The following is a 16,690-nucleotide window of genomic DNA, read 5'->3' as shown; positions in this document are numbered from 1 at the left end:
AAATACTCCCTTAAGGTATTTTCAGCTTTTATTGTATATGGTCCTTTCGCCGCCGATATATTTTGCCCTGGTCCTTGCACATATTACATTTGCATTCCCGATGTGCTTCTGCTTCAGGCGCACAGGAACTGCCACCCTCTTAAGATGCATGCCTATAAGTGTCTCTCCTATATCCATGCCTGCGTCCGCCTTGATCTCCTCAAGCACCACAGGATCCTTTAAAGACTTGTAGCACGCAGTTGCAAATGATCCACCTGCCTTAGGCTGTGGAACTGCATTTACATATTCTGCAAATGGTACTGCTTCACGGGCAACAACTATAGCTCTGTTCAGATGTTCACAGCACTGGGCTGCAAGGTATATGCCGAGAGGCTCAAGGACACTGTTGATACCATCGTAGATAGCCTGTCCCACCTCAGGAACCGACCAGCTTCCGATCTGTTCCCCCAGAGTCTCACTGGTACTGCAGCCAACAACCAATATCTGACCCTTTTTAAGACCCGCTGCCTCCACAAGCTCCTTAGTTGCGGCTACAGCGTCACTTTTAATCGCCATAACAATATTCTTGTCATCAATCTCATGTGTTATTCCTGCCATAATAAAATCATCCTTCTTTCATTAACTATCAGCCAACACATTCCTCAATACAATCCTGTGTATTCTACCACATTCCTTCCTCATATGGAAGTATTTCAGTGAGAAATCCCTCTTCCTTTAGAGCCTCCTCTATCTCATCAAGGGTCTTCTCATCATCTGCACTTATCTGGTGAAAATGATATCCTGATGTGATATTCATAAGGGGACTGGATTTTCCTGTCTCAATATCCTTAATAAAATTCTTTATGTCTTTTCTGTTCTTTATATTAAGGGGAGCTGTCATCTTACCGTAAACCCTGTGATTTACCCTGACATCCACAATCGCACCACCATTGTCAACTATTATTTCCAGCTCTTTAGCAGTATCCTCAAGGCTATGGTAGGTCTTTATAATCCTGGTAACGCCGCTGTGATCTGACAGCATATATCCCCTAGGCGTGGAGATTATATTGTAGCCTGCAGTTCTAAGCAGTGCTATATCCTGTACCACCACCTGTCTTGAAACCCCTGCAAGCTTTCCCATGGCGGTTCCCGATATTGGCACATCACTGTTTCTGAACTGTTCTATTTCAAATTGTCTTCTTGAGACACCGTCTGTCATTCATTTACCTCTTTCCATCGAATGCCAGATTTTCATATAAAACCTGACACCATCCATTAACCTGTTAAAAACTACTGGATAACCTTAAGATGTTTCAAACTGAGATCCATAATAGGTGCTGAATGTGTAAGAGCACCGCTTGACACATAATCAATACCTATATTCTTTATCTTCTCGATATTTTCCTTTGTGATATTTCCGGAGCATTCTGTCTCAGCTCTGCCATCTATGTACTTTACCGCCTCTTCCATCTCCTCAGGGCTCATATTGTCTAACATGATTATGTCGGCACCGGCCTCCACAGCTTCCTTCACCATGTCAAGGTTCTCAGTCTCCACCTCGATCTTTCTGACAAACGGTGCATATTCTTTGGCAGCCATTATCGCTTCCTTTACACCGCCCGCTGCGTCAATGTGGTTATCCTTAAGAAGTACTCCGTCTGAAAGGTTGTATCTGTGGTTATTTCCACCGCCTACCTTTACTGCATACTTCTCAAATATCCTCATGCAAGGTCCTGTCTTTCTTGTATCAAGAAGCTTGATGCCTGTTCCCTCAAGAAGTGCGGCAACCTTATTTGTATATGTGGCAATTCCACTCATTCTCTGAAGGTAGTTAAGGGCTGTTCTCTCACCGGAGAGGAGAACCCTGATGTCTCCTGTAACAACTGCAAGAAGTTCGCCCTTTGTCACCTTATCACCATCCTTAACAGGTCTGCCGTTGTACTCTGCGTACTTCACTTCCGTGGCAGGATCAAGCATTGTAAATACTCTCTCAAATACTGAAAGTCCGGCAATTATTCCGTCTTCCTTACATATAAGCTGCACTTCGCCCTTCTTGTAATCAGGCATTACAGAATTTGTTGTAACATCCTCAGAACTGATATCCTCCTCAAGGGCAAGTTTTATGAATTTATCCGCATTTAAAAGCATTGTTATTCTGTCCATTTTTTTCTCCTTTTCCGCAAATTGTTTGTATTTCAGATCATCTCCGCCTTTATTTTGTATTAGGCTTTTTATAAAATCTATGTGTTCATGCCAATGGCTTGACTATTTTTTACATTCTCATATTTACATGCTTGCTTCACCGTTTTTTAATTCTCGTATTTACACGACCTCTTCGCTGTTTATCTTCTTTGCTGCCCTTGCTGCAAATACAAGACTTTCAAGCAGACTGTTGCTGGCAAGTCTGTTCTTTCCGTGAACTCCGTTGCAGCTCGTCTCTCCCACTGCGTAAAGATGTGGAAGTGTTGTCTCTGAGTTGCTGTCCACATGTATTCCTCCCATGAAATAATGCTGGGCAGGAACTATAGGAACAGGCTCCCGGAATATATCATAGCCGTCCTCAAGGCAGGTCTCACATATGTGAGGGAAATGATTTCTTATTACCTCATCAGGCACATTTTCAAATGAAAGGAACTCGTACTCAACTCCCTCTTTCTCCATTTCCTTCCTGATAGCTTCTGTGACAACATCTCTTGGAAGCAGCTCATCAACAAACCTTTCGCCCTTATGATTTAATATTATAGCTCCTTCTCCCCTTGCTGACTCAGAAATAAGGAAATTACGTCCTTTCTTCTTCCTGTACAGACAGGTAGGATGTATCTGGACATAATCCATATGCTCAAGCTCTGCCCCATGGTCACTGGCGATCCGGCAGCCATCTCCGGTTAATATCCTGTAGTTTGTGGAATATGCATACTGACCGCCTATTCCTCCTGTAGCAAATATCACGTCACCTGCATATATCTCTATACTGCTGTTATCTTTTTCTGCCAGCACTCCACATATTCTTCCAGTCTCATCCTCCAGAAGGTCTGTCATGCAGGTGTATTCCATAATAGATACATTATCAAGTTTTCTGACATTTGCAAGTAGTTTTGTAGTGATCTCCTTGCCGGTTATATCTTCGTGGAAGCATATTCTTGGGATTGAGTGGGCGCCTTCTTTGGTATAGGTAAGCTCGCCTTTCTCATCACGCTCAAATTCTACTCCCTTTGAGATAAGGTCGTTAATAACGTCACGGCTTGAGCGGATCATTATATCAACACTCTCCTTGCGGTTCTCATAGTGACCGGCTCTTAAGGTATCCTCAAAGAAAGCGTCATAATCCCCCTCATCATGAAGGACGCATATACCACCCTGGGCAAGCATTGAATCACATATATCCACTGCATCCTTTGAAAGCATGAGGATTTTTTTACTATGGTCAAGATTGAGTGCAGAATACAGACCGCCAACGCCGCAGCCCACTATGACCACATCACAGTCAAGCCTGCTATCAGGTTTATTTGCATTTTTTTTATTGTTCATGTTTTTCTCTTTATCCATAAAATGTCTCTTTTCCCAAAACGTGCATTGAAACCTGAAACAATATCTTATCCATATAAGTTTGCATTCAATGTCATCATTTTGTTTTTTTGTAATCTCTGCCGGATCTAAATTTATTATATCTATAGCTTCTTCCTGAGATTTTCTTCATTATTTACTTCGCATATTCAAGCATGCGTTCCAATGTAAGCTTTGCTTTTTCATTTATGTCCTCAGGCGGAAGCATGACTTCTTTGTCTTCACTTAGCAGCACATCCCTTAATTTCTCAAGGGTGATCTTCGCCATATTCACACATATAGGCTCTGTCTTAGGGAAGTAAAATTCGGCGTCCGGCCGTCTGTCAAGAAGCTCATATATAACGCCTTTAACTGTGCCTATGATGAATTTCTTATTCTTGCTTTCGGCAGCATAATTTATTATGCCGCTGGTGGAACCCACATAATCTGCCTGCTTGATTATATCTGCGTTACACTCAGGATGAACCAGCACCTCAGCGTCCGGATGTTCCGCCTTAAGCTCTGCAATCTCCTTAGCATCCATAAATTCATGTCTTGGGCAATAGCCATCATTGTATATGAAGTTTTTCTCCGGAGCATTTGCCGCTACGAAATGGGCAAGGTTCTTGTCCGGGATAAATAATATATTTTTCTGAGGAAGCTTTTTCACGATCTTAACTGCATTTGCAGAGGTTACGCACACATCTGACCAGGACTTTATCTCGGCGGTGGAATTTACATAGCACACAACTGCCAGGTCATCGTATTTCGCTCTTGCCTCATCAACTGTCTCCTTTGTGACCATATGTGCCATAGGGCAGTCCGCAGTCAGATCCGGCATAAGGACTTTCTTGTCAGGATTCAACATCTTGGCACTCTCTCCCATGAACTCTACGCCACAGAACACAATGATCTTCTCCTTAAGCTCTACGGCTTTCTTACTTAAAAAAAAGGAATCACCGATGTAATCTGCCATTTCCTGCACCTCCGGTGCAACATAATAGTGGGCGAGGATCACTGCGTCCTTCTCCTTCTTTAACCTGAGTATTTCTTCCTGAATCATTTTATCCTCCGTTTTCACTCCATGTATTTTTTTTGCATAAATAAGTTCTTTTACGCTGTACACTCTTTAATTGTTTTAATGTCCCTGCACTACCTCTGTCTGAGCATTACAGGCATTATAGCACCTGAGTTTACAGGTGACAAGACACATTTTGGGAAAACTTTTACAGAAAATACAATCATACAGGAATGCTGCACCTGGTTCGTTACCTTAAATAGAGCAGCACCGGCAGATACCAGACAGGATCCTGTCTGACATCTGCCGGTGCATGATATCCATTCAAACCGATAATATATTTTACTGCTGGCGATGGTCAAAGACTCTTTTAGCCTTCTTCTCGCTTCTTGGAAGAGTTCCCACCGGAACAACAGTGATCTTAGGGGTAACTCCGATTCTTGACTTGAATGCCTCCTTTATGGTTACCGCAGTCTTGTCAAAGTTCACTCTTCCCTCTGCCTCTGCTGTAACAAGGATGACATCCTTGTTCTTCTCATCATCATGGGCAAGATTGATATTGTACTCGCTAGACACACCATCTATGCTTCCAAGGATCTCCTCAACCTGGCTTGGGAACATATTTACCCCATGGATCTTGAACATATCATCACTTCTGCCCTGGATGATATCAAGTCTTGGGTACTTTCTTCCGCATGGACACTCACCCGGGATTATTCTTGACATATCATGGGTACGGAAACGGATAAGGGGTGCTCCTTCCTTTACAAGAGTTGTTATGACGATCTCGCCCTCTTCTCCGTCAGGAACAGGCTCGCCTGTAACAGGATTTATTATCTCTATATATATATAATCATCCCAGTAATGCATACCATGCTGACTTTCACAATTTATTCCGATACCCGGGCCATAGATTTCGGTAAGTCCGTAGATATCATAAAGCTCGATACCAAGATTTTCCTTTATGGTTTTACGCATTTTATCGCTCCAACGCTCTGAACCTATAACACCCTTCTTAAGCTTTATCTTGTCCTTTATTCCACGCTTATTGATCTCCTCTGAAAGAAGCAACGCATATGAAGATGTAGCACAGATTACTGTTGACTCAAGATCCATCATCATCTGAAGCTGCTTATCTGTGTTGCCGGGACCCATTGGTATTGCCATAGCCCCAAGCTTCTCACACCCTGCCTGGAAACCAATACCCGCAGTCCAGAGACCATAGCCCGGAGTTATATGGATACGATCCTTCTTTGTTATACCTGCTGTCTCGTAACACCTTGCAAACATAGTTGCCCAGTCATCCACATCCTTTGCTGTATAAGGTATGATAACCGGCTTTCCTGTGGTTCCTGAGGATGAATGTATCCTTACAACCTCCTCGTCAGGAACTGCCTGTATTCCAAGCGGATAAGCATTTCTTAAATCTGCCTTACTTGAAAATGGTATCTTCTGAAAATCCTCATTACTTGAGACTCCTGTAATTCCCATCTCCCTATACATTTTTCCATAGTAACTGTCTGTCTTTATGAGTCGTTTGATCTGAGCGTCAACCTGCCCAAGCTGTGTACTATTTAATTGCATTTCCCCTGTCCTTTCAAATAATATAATATTTTCTTGATACAATTATATATCTCTTAATCTATATACTTCCTTCCGGTCTGAACTCCTATCAGGAAGGCTTTTTCATTTGTCTCTACGAACTTCTGCGGCACTCTCTTCTTTATCTCTGCAAGTACCGTATCTTCCGGAAGTCCCAGACCTTCGCAGCCAACTGCCACACCCAGGATTGCCACATTAAAATACCTTGATGAGCCAAGAGAACTGCACAGTTCTTCAGCATCTACAACTACGCATTTCTTACATCTGCTCTTAAGATATGCTATCATTTCTGTTCCGTCATAGCCTGTATCATTTAATGATTCTGTAGTAGGTTTGACCGGCACACTGTTTACTATCACAACTCCGTCCTGCTTCAGGTATGAGAGATTTCTCACTGCCTCAGATGGTTCAAATGCCATTATCATGTCGGCACCCCCTGAAGGTATAAGGGGAGAATATGCCCGGTCTCCTATCCTTACATGACTTGTTACCGAACCGCCACGCTGAGCCATTCCTATGGTCTCTGCCGAATGGACTTTATTTCCTTCCTCCATAGCCGCTGCCGCAAGAAGCTTTGACGCCAGGACAGTTCCCTGTCCGCCTACGCCGCATATTAAGACATCCTTATTCATTTGCCGCACCTCCTGACACCTTATCTTTTCCGTCTCCGCAGGAAATAGCCGATACCGGACAGATATGACTGCAGAGTCCACATCCTGTACACAGTGACTTGTCTATAGCCACCTTGCCATCATTTATAATAAGTGCCGGACACCCTATCTCCCTGATACACTTCTTACACTGGATACATTTGTCACTTATAACTGCTCTGCCCTGTGGCTTGGTTATGGCAACACACGGTGACTTGAATATAATTGCCTTGACGCCCTTCATGTCCGCACACTCCTTAACGGCTGCCACAGCCTTAGGAAGATCAAGAGGATCAACTGTAACGATCTTCTTAACACCTACGCCCTCAAGAACCTTCTGTATGCTTACCTTGTCCACGAAGCTGCCCATAAGATTTATTCCTGTACCCGGATGAGGCTGGTGTCCTGTCATAGCTGTTGTAGAATTATCAAGAACACACAATATCATATCCGCATCGTTGTAGACTGCATTTACAACACCGGTTATACCTGAGGCGAAGAATGTCGAGTCACCGATAAATGCAAAGCAGGTTCCCTCTCCGTCTACCCAGTGGAATCCCTGTGCCATTGTAACTCCGGCTCCCATACACAGACAGGTGTCAACCATATCAAGAGGCATTGCATTGCCCAGGGTATAGCAGCCTATATCTCCACAGAAATAACTCTTTCTACCCTTCATGGCAGCCTTAACTGCATAGAATGAAGCCCTATGTGGACATCCGGCACAGAGCACAGGTGGTCTCACAGGAAGAGCAGGAGCACCCGTTTTGTCCATTCCTGCTTTCATTCCATCAAGTCCAAGGAAGCCCGCAAGAACTGCTGCCACACTGTTTGAATTGTTCTCTCCGCTGGCAGCCACATGACCTGTAAGCTTTCCGTATACATTCACGTTAAGCTTGTGCTTTCCTATAAGCTTAAGAAGTGCTTCCTCCACATATGGGCTAAGCTCTTCTATACACATTACCTCTTCAACTCCCTCAAGAGCCTTTAATGCGAAGCTTTCAGGGAATGGATGCGGAGTTCCTATCTTAACCAGTCTCACCTCAGGGTGATCCTTCAGGTATTCCATAGCATATGCATAGCTTACTCCCGACGCAAATACCGCCTTTTTACCGGCATCTCCTCCCTGCAGTATGTTAAATCTGTATGTGGAGAAGTCCTCTCCCATCTCAGGGTTACGCTTTTCTATCATTGCATGATTTGCAAATGACAGCCTTGGGAATATTACCCACTTCTTTGAATCCTTCACGAAGCCATCGTATTTCTTAGGCTGCATTTTCTCCGGCACCTGAATGGATGCATACGCATGGCAGACTCTGGTAGTTGGTCTGAACAGCACCGGTGTGTGGTATTTCTCTGAATAGTCAAATGCGTCCTGTATCATCTCATATGCTTCCTCCGGTGATGAAGGGTCAAATACAGGTATCCTGCAGAACTCAGCAAATTTTCTTGTATCCTGCTCAGTCTGCGATGAGATAGGACCCGGATCGTCTGCGGATACAACCACCATTCCTCCTTTAACACCTACATATGCCAAGGACATGATAGGATCCGCTGCTACATTAAGTCCCACCTGCTTCATGGTAACAAGTGTTCTCGCTCCTGAATATGATGCACTGGCAGCCACCTCCATGGCAGCCTTCTCATTTACCGACCACTCCACATGAATATCTTCATGCGGGTACTTTGTTATTGTCTCAATAATCTCCGATGACGGAGTTCCCGGATAACCGGCAACCACATTTACCCCTGCCGCAAGGGCTCCCAGGGCTATGGCGCCATTTCCCATTATGTATTCCTGCTTCATCTATAAATTACTCCTTACTAATCCTTTTATATATCGCTCCGTATTATGCTATCTTCTATGAGCTGTATCTGTCTCTTCAGAGTGAAGTGGTTAAATACTGCTATAACTCTTCCCACTCCTATCATTGCTATTATGGTTCCTATTCCTATGCCTACAAGCTTTCCCTTAAGCACAAGACCTATGATCACCGAGAATACAACACACGTTATATCCACGCAGTTCTTGACGAATCCGGTTCCCTTGCCGGCACAATCTGATATGGTCTGCACTATGCCATCTCCCGGATTCGGTATCAGCCTCATATTTAATGAAAGTGCAGCCCCTATTCCTGTAAGCACTACTGCCAGGATAAGAAACAGTATCCTTACCACCATCAAATTAAGAGGGCTTCCCTCTGGCTGTTCACCCATTACAGGTATCACAGCATTAAACAGATTTAAAAACCTTGTAAATATCAGACTTAAGATAACCTGGGCAAGGTCCTTGGGAATCCTTCCCGTCTCGCGCCTCACAAAATGTATTATAACCTCGATCAGAACAAAGAAACCATACAGGGCAAATGTAACATTTCCAAAATTCAGACTGAATATATCTGCCACACTATATGCCACTGATATTATGGGAGACACTCCCAGGCAGGTTCTGGTATTAAGACTTATTCCAAGTGCCAGAATCACGAGGCCGCCTATGTACAACAGCCATCTTATAAGCATGCTCTGTGTATTCTTTTTTGTCTTTGACATCTTTCAAGCCTTTCTGCAGCACCAGCCATCAGTGTTTCTCTAAATGGTATAGTCAAGACAACTCCTTATGGCTGTGTAAGGTCTCACCTTGCCATCTGCTACCGCAACATGCTCCGGGTGAACTGCATATCCCTTAAGACTTGCCTCATCTTCAAATGTAGAATCAAGCATAAGATCAGCATTTGAACTGGCAAGGCCATCTATATTCACCTGAATGTCCACAAGCCCCGGTATCCTGCCCTTAAGACCTTCAAGCCCTGCCTTGATATCTTTCTTTATCTCTTTCTTCTGCTCATCGCTATATTCTTCTTTTAACGTCCATAAAATCACATGCTTTACCATGATCTGCCTCCTGAATTGTTTATTTTATGGGAAATTGTGATAACCTTTCTCAGCTTATGATTTTATCACATTAAAGCGTCACTAACAACCACATGAGACAAAAGTGGGACAAAAAAAGAATCGAGTAGGCTGACGCCTACTCGACATGTATCTGTATTATTTATTTATGACTCAAGCTTTGCTATATTATCTAATCATTATGTCCAAGGGCACTCTTTAAATCCCCGAAGCTTTTATCTTCTGCAAATTTAAGTGAGAACTTAAGAATCAGTCCCTCGTTCATCATCCTGTCCTTGGCTTCGTTGTAGTTACCTTCTATCGCCTTATAAAATTCCTTAACTGTCATTTTCTTCTCCCTTTTATCCTGCTGGATAAAATTATAGTTTAGGGAGTTGTTTTTAACAGTTCTGTTATTCTTCATATATATTGTATAATATTTACAATAATCATTTAACAAAATCTGCAAGAGTATGCTCATCAAGATACTGATTCACCACATTATCAAGCCCTTTCCAGAAATCCAGGGTAATGCATGTATCCGCCCTGTCACATGAAGATGCCCCATCTGCAAGACACGCAACGGAAGTAAGACTGTTCTCGGTAAGTCTAAGTATCTCACCCACGGTATACTCCTCAGGTTTTCTAACCAGTCTATAACCACCACCTTTTCCATGCACTGCCTCAATCAGTTTGTTCTTAGTAAGAACCGGCAGTATCTGTTCAAGATACTTGGTGGATATCCCCTGTCTTGCCGCAACATCTTTCATAGGAATATATCCCCTGCCCTGGTTCTGTGCCAGATCTATCATAAATCTCAGACCATACCTGCCTCTTGTCGATATCATTTTCATGCCTCCACACAATCCTTTTTGTTGATATATCCGTGAAGATATACTATTTACATGCTATCATTAATTGGCAGGGAATTCAACCTTCCGGCTGCAACTTAGTCCTTATAAGGAAACCGCCGGCCTTATGACAGGCTGGCGGCAGCCTAAATCCCCTTATGTTCTTTTGTTTTCTGTTTTTATACTGCCTTGAACGCCTGATCAAGATCTTCGATTATATCATCAATATGCTCTGTACCGATTGAAAGTCTTATTGTACTCTGTGATATACCCTGATCTGCAAGCTCCTCATCATTAAGCTGTGAATGAGTTGTTGAAGCCGGATGTATAACAAGGCTCTTAACATCTGCAACATTTGCAAGGATTGAGAAGATCTTGAGGCTGTCGATGAACTTGTATGCTGCTTCCTTGCCACCCTTAATCTCGAATGTGAAGATACTTCCACCGCCATTATGGAAATACTTCTTGTAAAGCTCATGATCAGGATGATCCTCAAGTGATGGATGATTAACCTTCTCTACAAGTGGGTTGCTCTTAAGGTACTCGATAACCTTCTTTGTGTTCTCTGCGTGTCTGTCAAGTCTCAGCGGCAGAGTCTCAATTCCCTGAAGTAATAAGAATGCGTTAAATGGTGAAATTGTTGCACCTGTATCTCTTAAGAGGATTGCTCTGATGAATGTTACGAACGCTGCAGGAGCAGTTGCATCTGCAAATGAAATTCCGTGGTAGCTTGGGTTTGGATCAGCTATTGCAGGATATTTGCCGCTTGCCTTCCAGTCATATGTACCTGCCTCAACGATAATACCACCAAGTGTTGTACCATGTCCTCCGAAGAACTTTGTTGCTGAATGTACTACGATATCTGCGCCATGCTCGATAGGTCTTACCCAGTAAGCTGCACCGAATGTGTTATCTACTACAAGTGGAAGTCCATGCTTGTGAGCGATCTCTGCGATTGCGTCAATGTTTGGAATATCACTGTTTGGATTACCAAGAGTCTCAAGGTAGATAGCTCTTGTATTGTCCTTGATAGCACCTTCAACCTCCGCAAGGTTATGAGCGTCAACGAATGTTGTCTCTACTCCATACTGTGGAAGTGTGTGCTCAAGAAGATTGTAGCTTCCACCATAAATTGTCTTCTGTGCTACAATATGTCCACCATTTGCAGCTAATGCCTGTATTGTATATGTAATTGCTGCCGCACCTGACGCTACTGCAAGGGCTGCTGAACCTCCTTCAAGGGCTGCAACTCTCTTCTCAAGAACATCCTGGGTTGAGTTTGTAAGTCTTCCATAGATGTTACCTGCGTCAGCAAGTCCAAATCTGTCTGCTGCATGCTGTGAATTTCTGAATACGTAACTTGTTGTCTGATAAATTGGTACCGCTCTTGAATCTGTTGCCGGATCCGGCTGTTCCTGTCCTACGTGAAGTGCTAATGTCTCAAATCTATAATTGCTCATAATCTTAATCTCCTTTTATTCCTTAATATTTTAATTAAAAATTTTTTTCTTATTTCATTTTTAAATCATCATTTTTGAATATTCCCTCTAATAAGCTGAATGCTTGTCAGAAACATCACATTCGACCCAATTTAATGTTATGTCTTACGAAAAATACTAATTTCTTTGCCATATTTATTACCTACCCTTTTAGTATGTTAGTATGCTACCATTAAAAGCATACTGAGTCAATAGGTTTAGCCATTCAGATTTTCTATTGGCTGTTATAGGCAGAGGCTATAACGCATAAAAATACCCTCTTTACTGGTTTATCCAGTAAAGAGGGTACATATCACATTACGATCTGTGTTTTCAATGTTTTCTCTACAACTATGTTACTACCTGGATGGCAGGCATTTTCCATCATACACTATTTCCGGGGTTTTTCCGGCAATCATAGTTACCATATATCCGTTTTTTGCAAAATTCAATGCAACCATTCTGCCCTTACTGTCATGAAATATCTGAATTATTACATCAGTGTCTTTCGGATTATCTCCCAAATAACTACTTGGTGTACTGTTTCCATCCGGAATCTTTCCACTTCCAAATGTATATCTGGGATTCCCGTTTTTATCTGCACTGTCCAGATATTTCAGAACCTGTCCGGAAATTATCCTGCTGGACGTTCTGGCTTCCGTAGTATCCTTTGGATTTTTCTGCAATGCTCCCAAAGCTCCGTTTGATATTCTGCCCAACTTTTTTATTGTTTTACCATCTACTGTGGATGTGAATTTACAAGATGCCTCAAAGCTGTCCGGATACAGTCCATAGCACTCTGCCAATGCCGCCTGGGAAGCAGTCCATACATCCTTTGCCTCTAATAATATTTTTTCCTTCTTTGCCTTATCAATATATCCTAATAAAGCCGGCACAAGTATTGCGGCGAGAATTGCCAGAATAACCAGTACTACTATAAGTTCCACTAGAGTAAATCCACGATTTTTTCTTGATGCACTCATTTTTTCTTTCCTTTTCCTAAACGTCATCTCGTTTAAATCGCTTTCATACCGTCATCACTATATTGCCATCTAATACATATAGGCAAAGTCAGCCATCCGCATCTGCCATACATACGATAACATCATATCACACGCCGCCATTTTTGTCACCATTTTAATAGCTTTCTCGTTTTTTCGGCTATTTTTATTAATCTAACACCTTTTCCTTATACCTGGATAATTCTTCTATATACTTCTGTCCCAGCTCACTGATTATGGAGTTCTTTCTTGAGATGTAACCTATGGTCATCTTCTCATCCGTCTTTAACCTTATGGCACAGTAATCGGTTCCGTTTAAGTCCTCGCAGATGATTCCGGAACACAGGGTGTATCCGTTTATTCCCACCATAAGATTTAAGAGGGTAGCTCTGTCATTTGCCCGGATACGTCTCTTGTACTCATAGGTGCTTAAAACCTCCTCGGCGAAATACATGGAATTGTGATCTCCCTGGGCAAATGCAAGACATGGATACTCGTCAAGCTCCTCTATGGCAATCTCCTTCTTCCCAGCCAGGGGATTGCTCTTGCTCATGTAAACATATATTCCACATTCGAATAACGGAGTGAACACCAGCCCCGCCTCTGTAAGGATCCTGGTAAGGACATCCTGATTGTAATCATTCATGTAGAGAACGCCGATCTCACTCTTCTGGTTCTTTACATTCTCTATGACCTCATAGGTCTTAGTCTCATGAACCTCAAATTCGTACTCGTCCATTCCGTACTGCTTGATCAGCTCCACAAATGCATTTACCGCAAATGTATAATGCTGCATGGAAACCTGGAAGCTTCTCTTGACATTTGTCTTTGAAATATATCTGGCGTCTAATATGTCGTATTGCTCCACCACGGACCTGGCATAACCCAGAAATTCAATTCCTTTTGTGGTAAGGGAAATTCCGCTCTTGGATCTGATAAAGATATCAAACCCCAGCTCCTCTTCAAGGGAATGAACTGCTGCAGAAAGACTTGGCTGTGAGATAAACAGCTTCTTCGCCGCGTCATTTAATGAATTTTCCTTTGATATTGCAATAATATATTTCAACTGATTTAAAGTCATCCCCTATGTCCTCCAGATCCCTTTTATGTTTTATTTCTTGTATGGATCATCAATAAAGCTTGTCACTCCGCCCTTTCCTGTCTCATGCCTTGAGCTATCTCCTGCCAATGTATTCTATCCCCCGGAAGATTTATTGTATAATCAATGTTTCCTATGGTCTCTGGCCAAGAGCTCCCTCAAGAGTAATGGTCTCACCGGACATGTACTTGAAATCCGGAGAAGCAAGCTGTACGCATACTCTTCCGATCTCTTTCTCTGCGTCACCAAAATGTCCCATTGGCGGTGTATGTACATTTGCCTTGAAGGCATCCGGATATGCCTGCTCAAACTGTTCCAACTGTGAGGTCCATGCAAGGGGACATACAACATTTACATTAATACCATCCTTTGCCCACTCAGTTGCGGCAACTCGGCTTAAGCCTCTGATACCTTCCTTGGCTGCCGCATAAGCACATTGACCATAATTTCCAAATAATCCTGCGCCGGAAGCGAAGTTTATTACCGATCCCTTAGCCTCCTTAAGATATGGATAGCACTCCTTCATATAATAGAAGGCTGCATATAATCCTGAATACATGGCAAGGTTGAACTGGTCTGTTGTATGATCTGCCAGAGTAACGCCTGAAGCTGACGCCTGAGCGTTGTTTATGAGCACATCAATACTTCCGAATGTATCAATGGCCTGCTTTACAACATTTGCAACTACTGCCTCATTGTCTGAGCCTGCCGATACATCTGCCTGAACTGCCAGAACCTTGATCCCGTATAATCTTTCAAGCTCCTCTTTGGCGTCCTCGAGCTTCTTAACATTTCTTCCTGTAATAACAAGATTTGCCCCCTCTTTGGCATACGCAGTTGCAATTCCGTACCCAATGGAGCCACATCTGCCATCCTTAAGAACCGCTCTTCCGCCACCTGTTATGATTGCTGTTTTTCCTGTTAAAAATCCCATTCCAAATACCTCCTTTTAAAGCAAAACATTATATCAGATATTATAACACCTACGCCTTTTCTACGGTACTGTTAAATTGAAAAAACTCCCAGATCAAGGGAGTCTGCCTGACCTCTACCTGAGCTTTTCCTGATTTGCCCTGTAGATATCAGCCACCTCATTTACAGTAATATATGCCATAGGGTCAATCTCATGAACTATGGTCTTCATCTTGCCCACCTGAAATCTGTTGATAACAAAATATACCACATATGAAGGTGTGTGGGAATATCCCCCCACAGCGTCTATAATTGTGGAACCGCTCTCGAAGGTCTCCGAGAGTGCCTTGCTTATCTCCTTAGGCTTATGAGTAACTATCATCGCTGCCTTGGCTCTGTCAAGACCATCAACGATAAAGTCCACCGTCTTAAGTGCCGCCATGTATGTAACTATAGAGTACAAAGGAAGCACCCAGCTATTGATGATAAAGCCGCACACTACATAGAGCAGCACGTTGTATGCCATGACAAATGTTCCAACGGTAAGTCCCAGCTTTTTGGCAAATATCACCGCCATAACTTCTATGCCATCCATGGCTCCCCCAAACCTTATGGCAAGACCGCTTCCTATACCGGAGATGATTCCTCCAAACAGTGCACATAAAAACAGATCATTTCCCGCAAGGGGTGACGCAATACTCACGTCAATAGGGATTACATCCGTAATAAGCCACGCGGATATGGAGTAAACAGCAACCGCATATATAGCGTAGAAGGTGAACAGCCATCCCTGTTTCTTCGTTCCGTAGAGGAACAGAGGAATGTTAAGTACAATAAGCGCAATAGAAAGGGAAATGCTCTTTGGCGTACATTGAGATATCAGCATTGAGGTTCCCGATATACCACTGTCAAATAACTTCACCGGACTTAAGAACAACACAACACCAATGGCATTTATTACCCCCGCCAGTGTAAGCATTAACAAGTTAAAAAACCTTATCTGTCTGATCCTCATACCAAAACTCATACGCACTTCCTCCTGAACTCAATAATATTTTTATTCTACGTGTTCCATTTCTGCAACAATTTCGTCCTCGGACTCAGCCATAGCCTTAAGTGTAAGAGTTAATAATTTCTCCAGCTCCCAGCCAAGCTGTTCGGCTCCACGCTCGATAACCTCCCGGGAACATCCTGCGGCGAATCCCTTACTCTTGTATTTTTTCTTAAGTGACTTTAGCTCCATGTCCTTCGTACTCTTTGAAGGCCTCATAAGTGCCGCTGCCCAGATAAGTCCTGTAAGCTCATCCGCGGCGAATAACACCTTCTCCATCTCATGCTCCGATGCCACATCAAGTGTCACTCCGCAACCGATGGTTATACCATATCCGTGGGCCACAACTCCGTGTATAATGTCCTCGCCCACACCGGCTTCCCTTAACAGCTCCGGTGCCTTAAGGCAGTGCTCCTCAGGATACAGTTCAAAATCAATATCATGCAGAAGACCGACTATTCCCCAGTATTCTGCCTCATCACCATAACCCAGTTCATTTGCATACCACTTCATAACAGCCTCAACTGTAAGAGCATGCTGTATATGAAAATGATCCTTATTATACTTCTTTAAAAGCTCAAAGGCTTCTTCTCTTGAAATGTGACTCATTACTTCTT

At 43.0% G+C, this 16,690-nt stretch carries 18 protein-coding genes; all 18 read right to left on the bottom strand.

Features of this window, described 5'->3' with window-relative positions; genetic code table 11:
- Window positions 1–21 precede the first annotated feature (21 nt).
- The 18 genes from DXB54_RS03125 to DXB54_RS03045 all read right to left on the bottom strand — a co-directional run bounded on the left by DXB54_RS03125 (window position 22) and on the right by DXB54_RS03045 (window position 16,682).
- Entirely contained in the window at window positions 22–597 is a 576-nt protein-coding gene (locus DXB54_RS03125; RefSeq protein ID WP_118694222.1) for a TIGR01440 family protein, read from the bottom strand.
- Between the two features lie 64 nt (window positions 598–661).
- Window positions 662–1,198, bottom strand: a complete 537-nt coding sequence (locus DXB54_RS03120; protein ID WP_118694221.1) for a transcription repressor NadR — start codon at window positions 1,196–1,198, stop codon at window positions 662–664.
- Window positions 1,199–1,269: 71 nt separating this feature from the next.
- Entirely contained in the window at window positions 1,270–2,142 is an 873-nt protein-coding gene (gene nadC, locus DXB54_RS03115) for a carboxylating nicotinate-nucleotide diphosphorylase (protein ID WP_118694220.1), read from the bottom strand.
- A 159-nt stretch (window positions 2,143–2,301) separates the two neighbouring features.
- Window positions 2,302–3,507, bottom strand: coding sequence for an L-aspartate oxidase (locus tag DXB54_RS03110; protein WP_243104751.1), 1,206 nt, complete (start codon window positions 3,505–3,507; stop codon window positions 2,302–2,304).
- A 172-nt stretch (window positions 3,508–3,679) separates the two neighbouring features.
- Window positions 3,680–4,585, bottom strand: coding sequence for a quinolinate synthase NadA (gene nadA / locus DXB54_RS03105; RefSeq protein WP_118694218.1), 906 nt, complete (start codon window positions 4,583–4,585; stop codon window positions 3,680–3,682).
- Window positions 4,586–4,882: 297 nt separating this feature from the next.
- Entirely contained in the window at window positions 4,883–6,124 is a 1,242-nt protein-coding gene (locus tag DXB54_RS03100; RefSeq protein WP_021938939.1) for a phenylacetate--CoA ligase family protein, read from the bottom strand.
- Between the two features lie 53 nt (window positions 6,125–6,177).
- Window positions 6,178–6,774 carry an indolepyruvate oxidoreductase subunit beta gene (locus DXB54_RS03095; protein ID WP_118694217.1) on the bottom strand — a complete coding sequence of 199 codons (597 nt, stop codon included), beginning with the start codon at window positions 6,772–6,774 and terminating at the stop codon, window positions 6,178–6,180.
- The gene (gene iorA, locus DXB54_RS03090; protein ID WP_199708720.1) at window positions 6,767–8,599 is read right to left on the bottom strand and encodes an indolepyruvate ferredoxin oxidoreductase subunit alpha; all 1,833 of its coding nucleotides are present in this window, start codon (window positions 8,597–8,599) and stop codon (window positions 6,767–6,769) included. Before iorA ends, DXB54_RS03095 begins: the two co-directional genes overlap by 8 nt.
- A gap of 26 nt (window positions 8,600–8,625) precedes the next feature.
- A complete protein-coding gene (locus DXB54_RS03085; protein WP_118694216.1) occupies window positions 8,626–9,342 on the bottom strand; it encodes a YczE/YyaS/YitT family protein in 717 nt (238 codons plus the stop codon).
- Window positions 9,343–9,381: 39 nt separating this feature from the next.
- A complete protein-coding gene (locus DXB54_RS03080) occupies window positions 9,382–9,684 on the bottom strand; it encodes a Dabb family protein (RefSeq protein ID WP_118694215.1) in 303 nt (100 codons plus the stop codon).
- 190 nt (window positions 9,685–9,874) lie between these two features.
- Complete coding sequence (locus DXB54_RS11770) at window positions 9,875–10,030, bottom strand: hypothetical protein (protein WP_199708719.1); 156 nt, start codon at window positions 10,028–10,030, stop codon at window positions 9,875–9,877.
- Window positions 10,031–10,130: 100 nt separating this feature from the next.
- The gene (locus tag DXB54_RS03075) at window positions 10,131–10,529 is read right to left on the bottom strand and encodes an Rrf2 family transcriptional regulator (protein WP_330426335.1); all 399 of its coding nucleotides are present in this window, start codon (window positions 10,527–10,529) and stop codon (window positions 10,131–10,133) included.
- Between the two features lie 182 nt (window positions 10,530–10,711).
- Window positions 10,712–11,992, bottom strand: a complete 1,281-nt coding sequence (locus DXB54_RS03070; RefSeq protein WP_118694213.1) for an O-acetylhomoserine aminocarboxypropyltransferase/cysteine synthase family protein — start codon at window positions 11,990–11,992, stop codon at window positions 10,712–10,714.
- 377 nt (window positions 11,993–12,369) lie between these two features.
- Window positions 12,370–12,993 carry a type II secretion system protein gene (locus tag DXB54_RS03065; protein ID WP_118694212.1) on the bottom strand — a complete coding sequence of 208 codons (624 nt, stop codon included), beginning with the start codon at window positions 12,991–12,993 and terminating at the stop codon, window positions 12,370–12,372.
- Window positions 12,994–13,180: 187 nt separating this feature from the next.
- Window positions 13,181–14,092 (bottom strand): LysR family transcriptional regulator, encoded by a 912-nt coding sequence (locus DXB54_RS03060; protein WP_021938945.1) that lies wholly within the window; start codon window positions 14,090–14,092, stop codon window positions 13,181–13,183.
- 151 nt (window positions 14,093–14,243) lie between these two features.
- Complete coding sequence (locus tag DXB54_RS03055) at window positions 14,244–15,044, bottom strand: SDR family NAD(P)-dependent oxidoreductase (RefSeq protein WP_118694211.1); 801 nt, start codon at window positions 15,042–15,044, stop codon at window positions 14,244–14,246.
- Window positions 15,045–15,158: 114 nt separating this feature from the next.
- Window positions 15,159–16,049 (bottom strand): YitT family protein, encoded by an 891-nt coding sequence (locus tag DXB54_RS03050; RefSeq protein WP_243104727.1) that lies wholly within the window; start codon window positions 16,047–16,049, stop codon window positions 15,159–15,161.
- A 30-nt stretch (window positions 16,050–16,079) separates the two neighbouring features.
- Window positions 16,080–16,682 carry a hydrolase gene (locus DXB54_RS03045; RefSeq protein WP_118694210.1) on the bottom strand — a complete coding sequence of 201 codons (603 nt, stop codon included), beginning with the start codon at window positions 16,680–16,682 and terminating at the stop codon, window positions 16,080–16,082.
- Window positions 16,683–16,690 lie beyond the last annotated feature (8 nt).

The organism is Coprococcus sp. OM04-5BH (assembly GCF_003482105.1).
GTDB lineage: Bacteria > Bacillota > Clostridia > Lachnospirales > Lachnospiraceae > Coprococcus.
This window is presented reverse-complemented; position numbering and strand designations above follow the sequence as displayed.

Coding starts and splice junctions, on each gene's coding strand:
- DXB54_RS03125 (WP_118694222.1), bottom strand. CDS start 597: ATGGCAGGAATAACACATGAGATTGATGACAAGAATATTGTTATGGCG.
- DXB54_RS03120 (WP_118694221.1), bottom strand. CDS start 1,198: ATGACAGACGGTGTCTCAAGAAGACAATTTGAAATAGAACAGTTCAGA.
- nadC (WP_118694220.1), bottom strand. CDS start 2,142: ATGGACAGAATAACAATGCTTTTAAATGCGGATAAATTCATAAAACTT.
- DXB54_RS03110 (WP_243104751.1), bottom strand. CDS start 3,507: ATGAACAATAAAAAAAATGCAAATAAACCTGATAGCAGGCTTGACTGT.
- nadA (WP_118694218.1), bottom strand. CDS start 4,585: ATGATTCAGGAAGAAATACTCAGGTTAAAGAAGGAGAAGGACGCAGTG.
- DXB54_RS03100 (WP_021938939.1), bottom strand. CDS start 6,124: ATGCAATTAAATAGTACACAGCTTGGGCAGGTTGACGCTCAGATCAAA.
- DXB54_RS03095 (WP_118694217.1), bottom strand. CDS start 6,774: ATGAATAAGGATGTCTTAATATGCGGCGTAGGCGGACAGGGAACTGTC.
- iorA (WP_199708720.1), bottom strand. CDS start 8,599: ATGAAGCAGGAATACATAATGGGAAATGGCGCCATAGCCCTGGGAGCC.
- DXB54_RS03085 (WP_118694216.1), bottom strand. CDS start 9,342: ATGTCAAAGACAAAAAAGAATACACAGAGCATGCTTATAAGATGGCTG.
- DXB54_RS03080 (WP_118694215.1), bottom strand. CDS start 9,684: ATGGTAAAGCATGTGATTTTATGGACGTTAAAAGAAGAATATAGCGAT.
- DXB54_RS11770 (WP_199708719.1), bottom strand. CDS start 10,030: ATGACAGTTAAGGAATTTTATAAGGCGATAGAAGGTAACTACAACGAA.
- DXB54_RS03075 (WP_330426335.1), bottom strand. CDS start 10,529: ATGATATCGACAAGAGGCAGGTATGGTCTGAGATTTATGATAGATCTG.
- DXB54_RS03070 (WP_118694213.1), bottom strand. CDS start 11,992: ATGAGCAATTATAGATTTGAGACATTAGCACTTCACGTAGGACAGGAA.
- DXB54_RS03065 (WP_118694212.1), bottom strand. CDS start 12,993: ATGAGTGCATCAAGAAAAAATCGTGGATTTACTCTAGTGGAACTTATA.
- DXB54_RS03060 (WP_021938945.1), bottom strand. CDS start 14,092: ATGACTTTAAATCAGTTGAAATATATTATTGCAATATCAAAGGAAAAT.
- DXB54_RS03055 (WP_118694211.1), bottom strand. CDS start 15,044: ATGGGATTTTTAACAGGAAAAACAGCAATCATAACAGGTGGCGGAAGA.
- DXB54_RS03050 (WP_243104727.1), bottom strand. CDS start 16,049: ATGAGTTTTGGTATGAGGATCAGACAGATAAGGTTTTTTAACTTGTTA.
- DXB54_RS03045 (WP_118694210.1), bottom strand. CDS start 16,682: ATGAGTCACATTTCAAGAGAAGAAGCCTTTGAGCTTTTAAAGAAGTAT.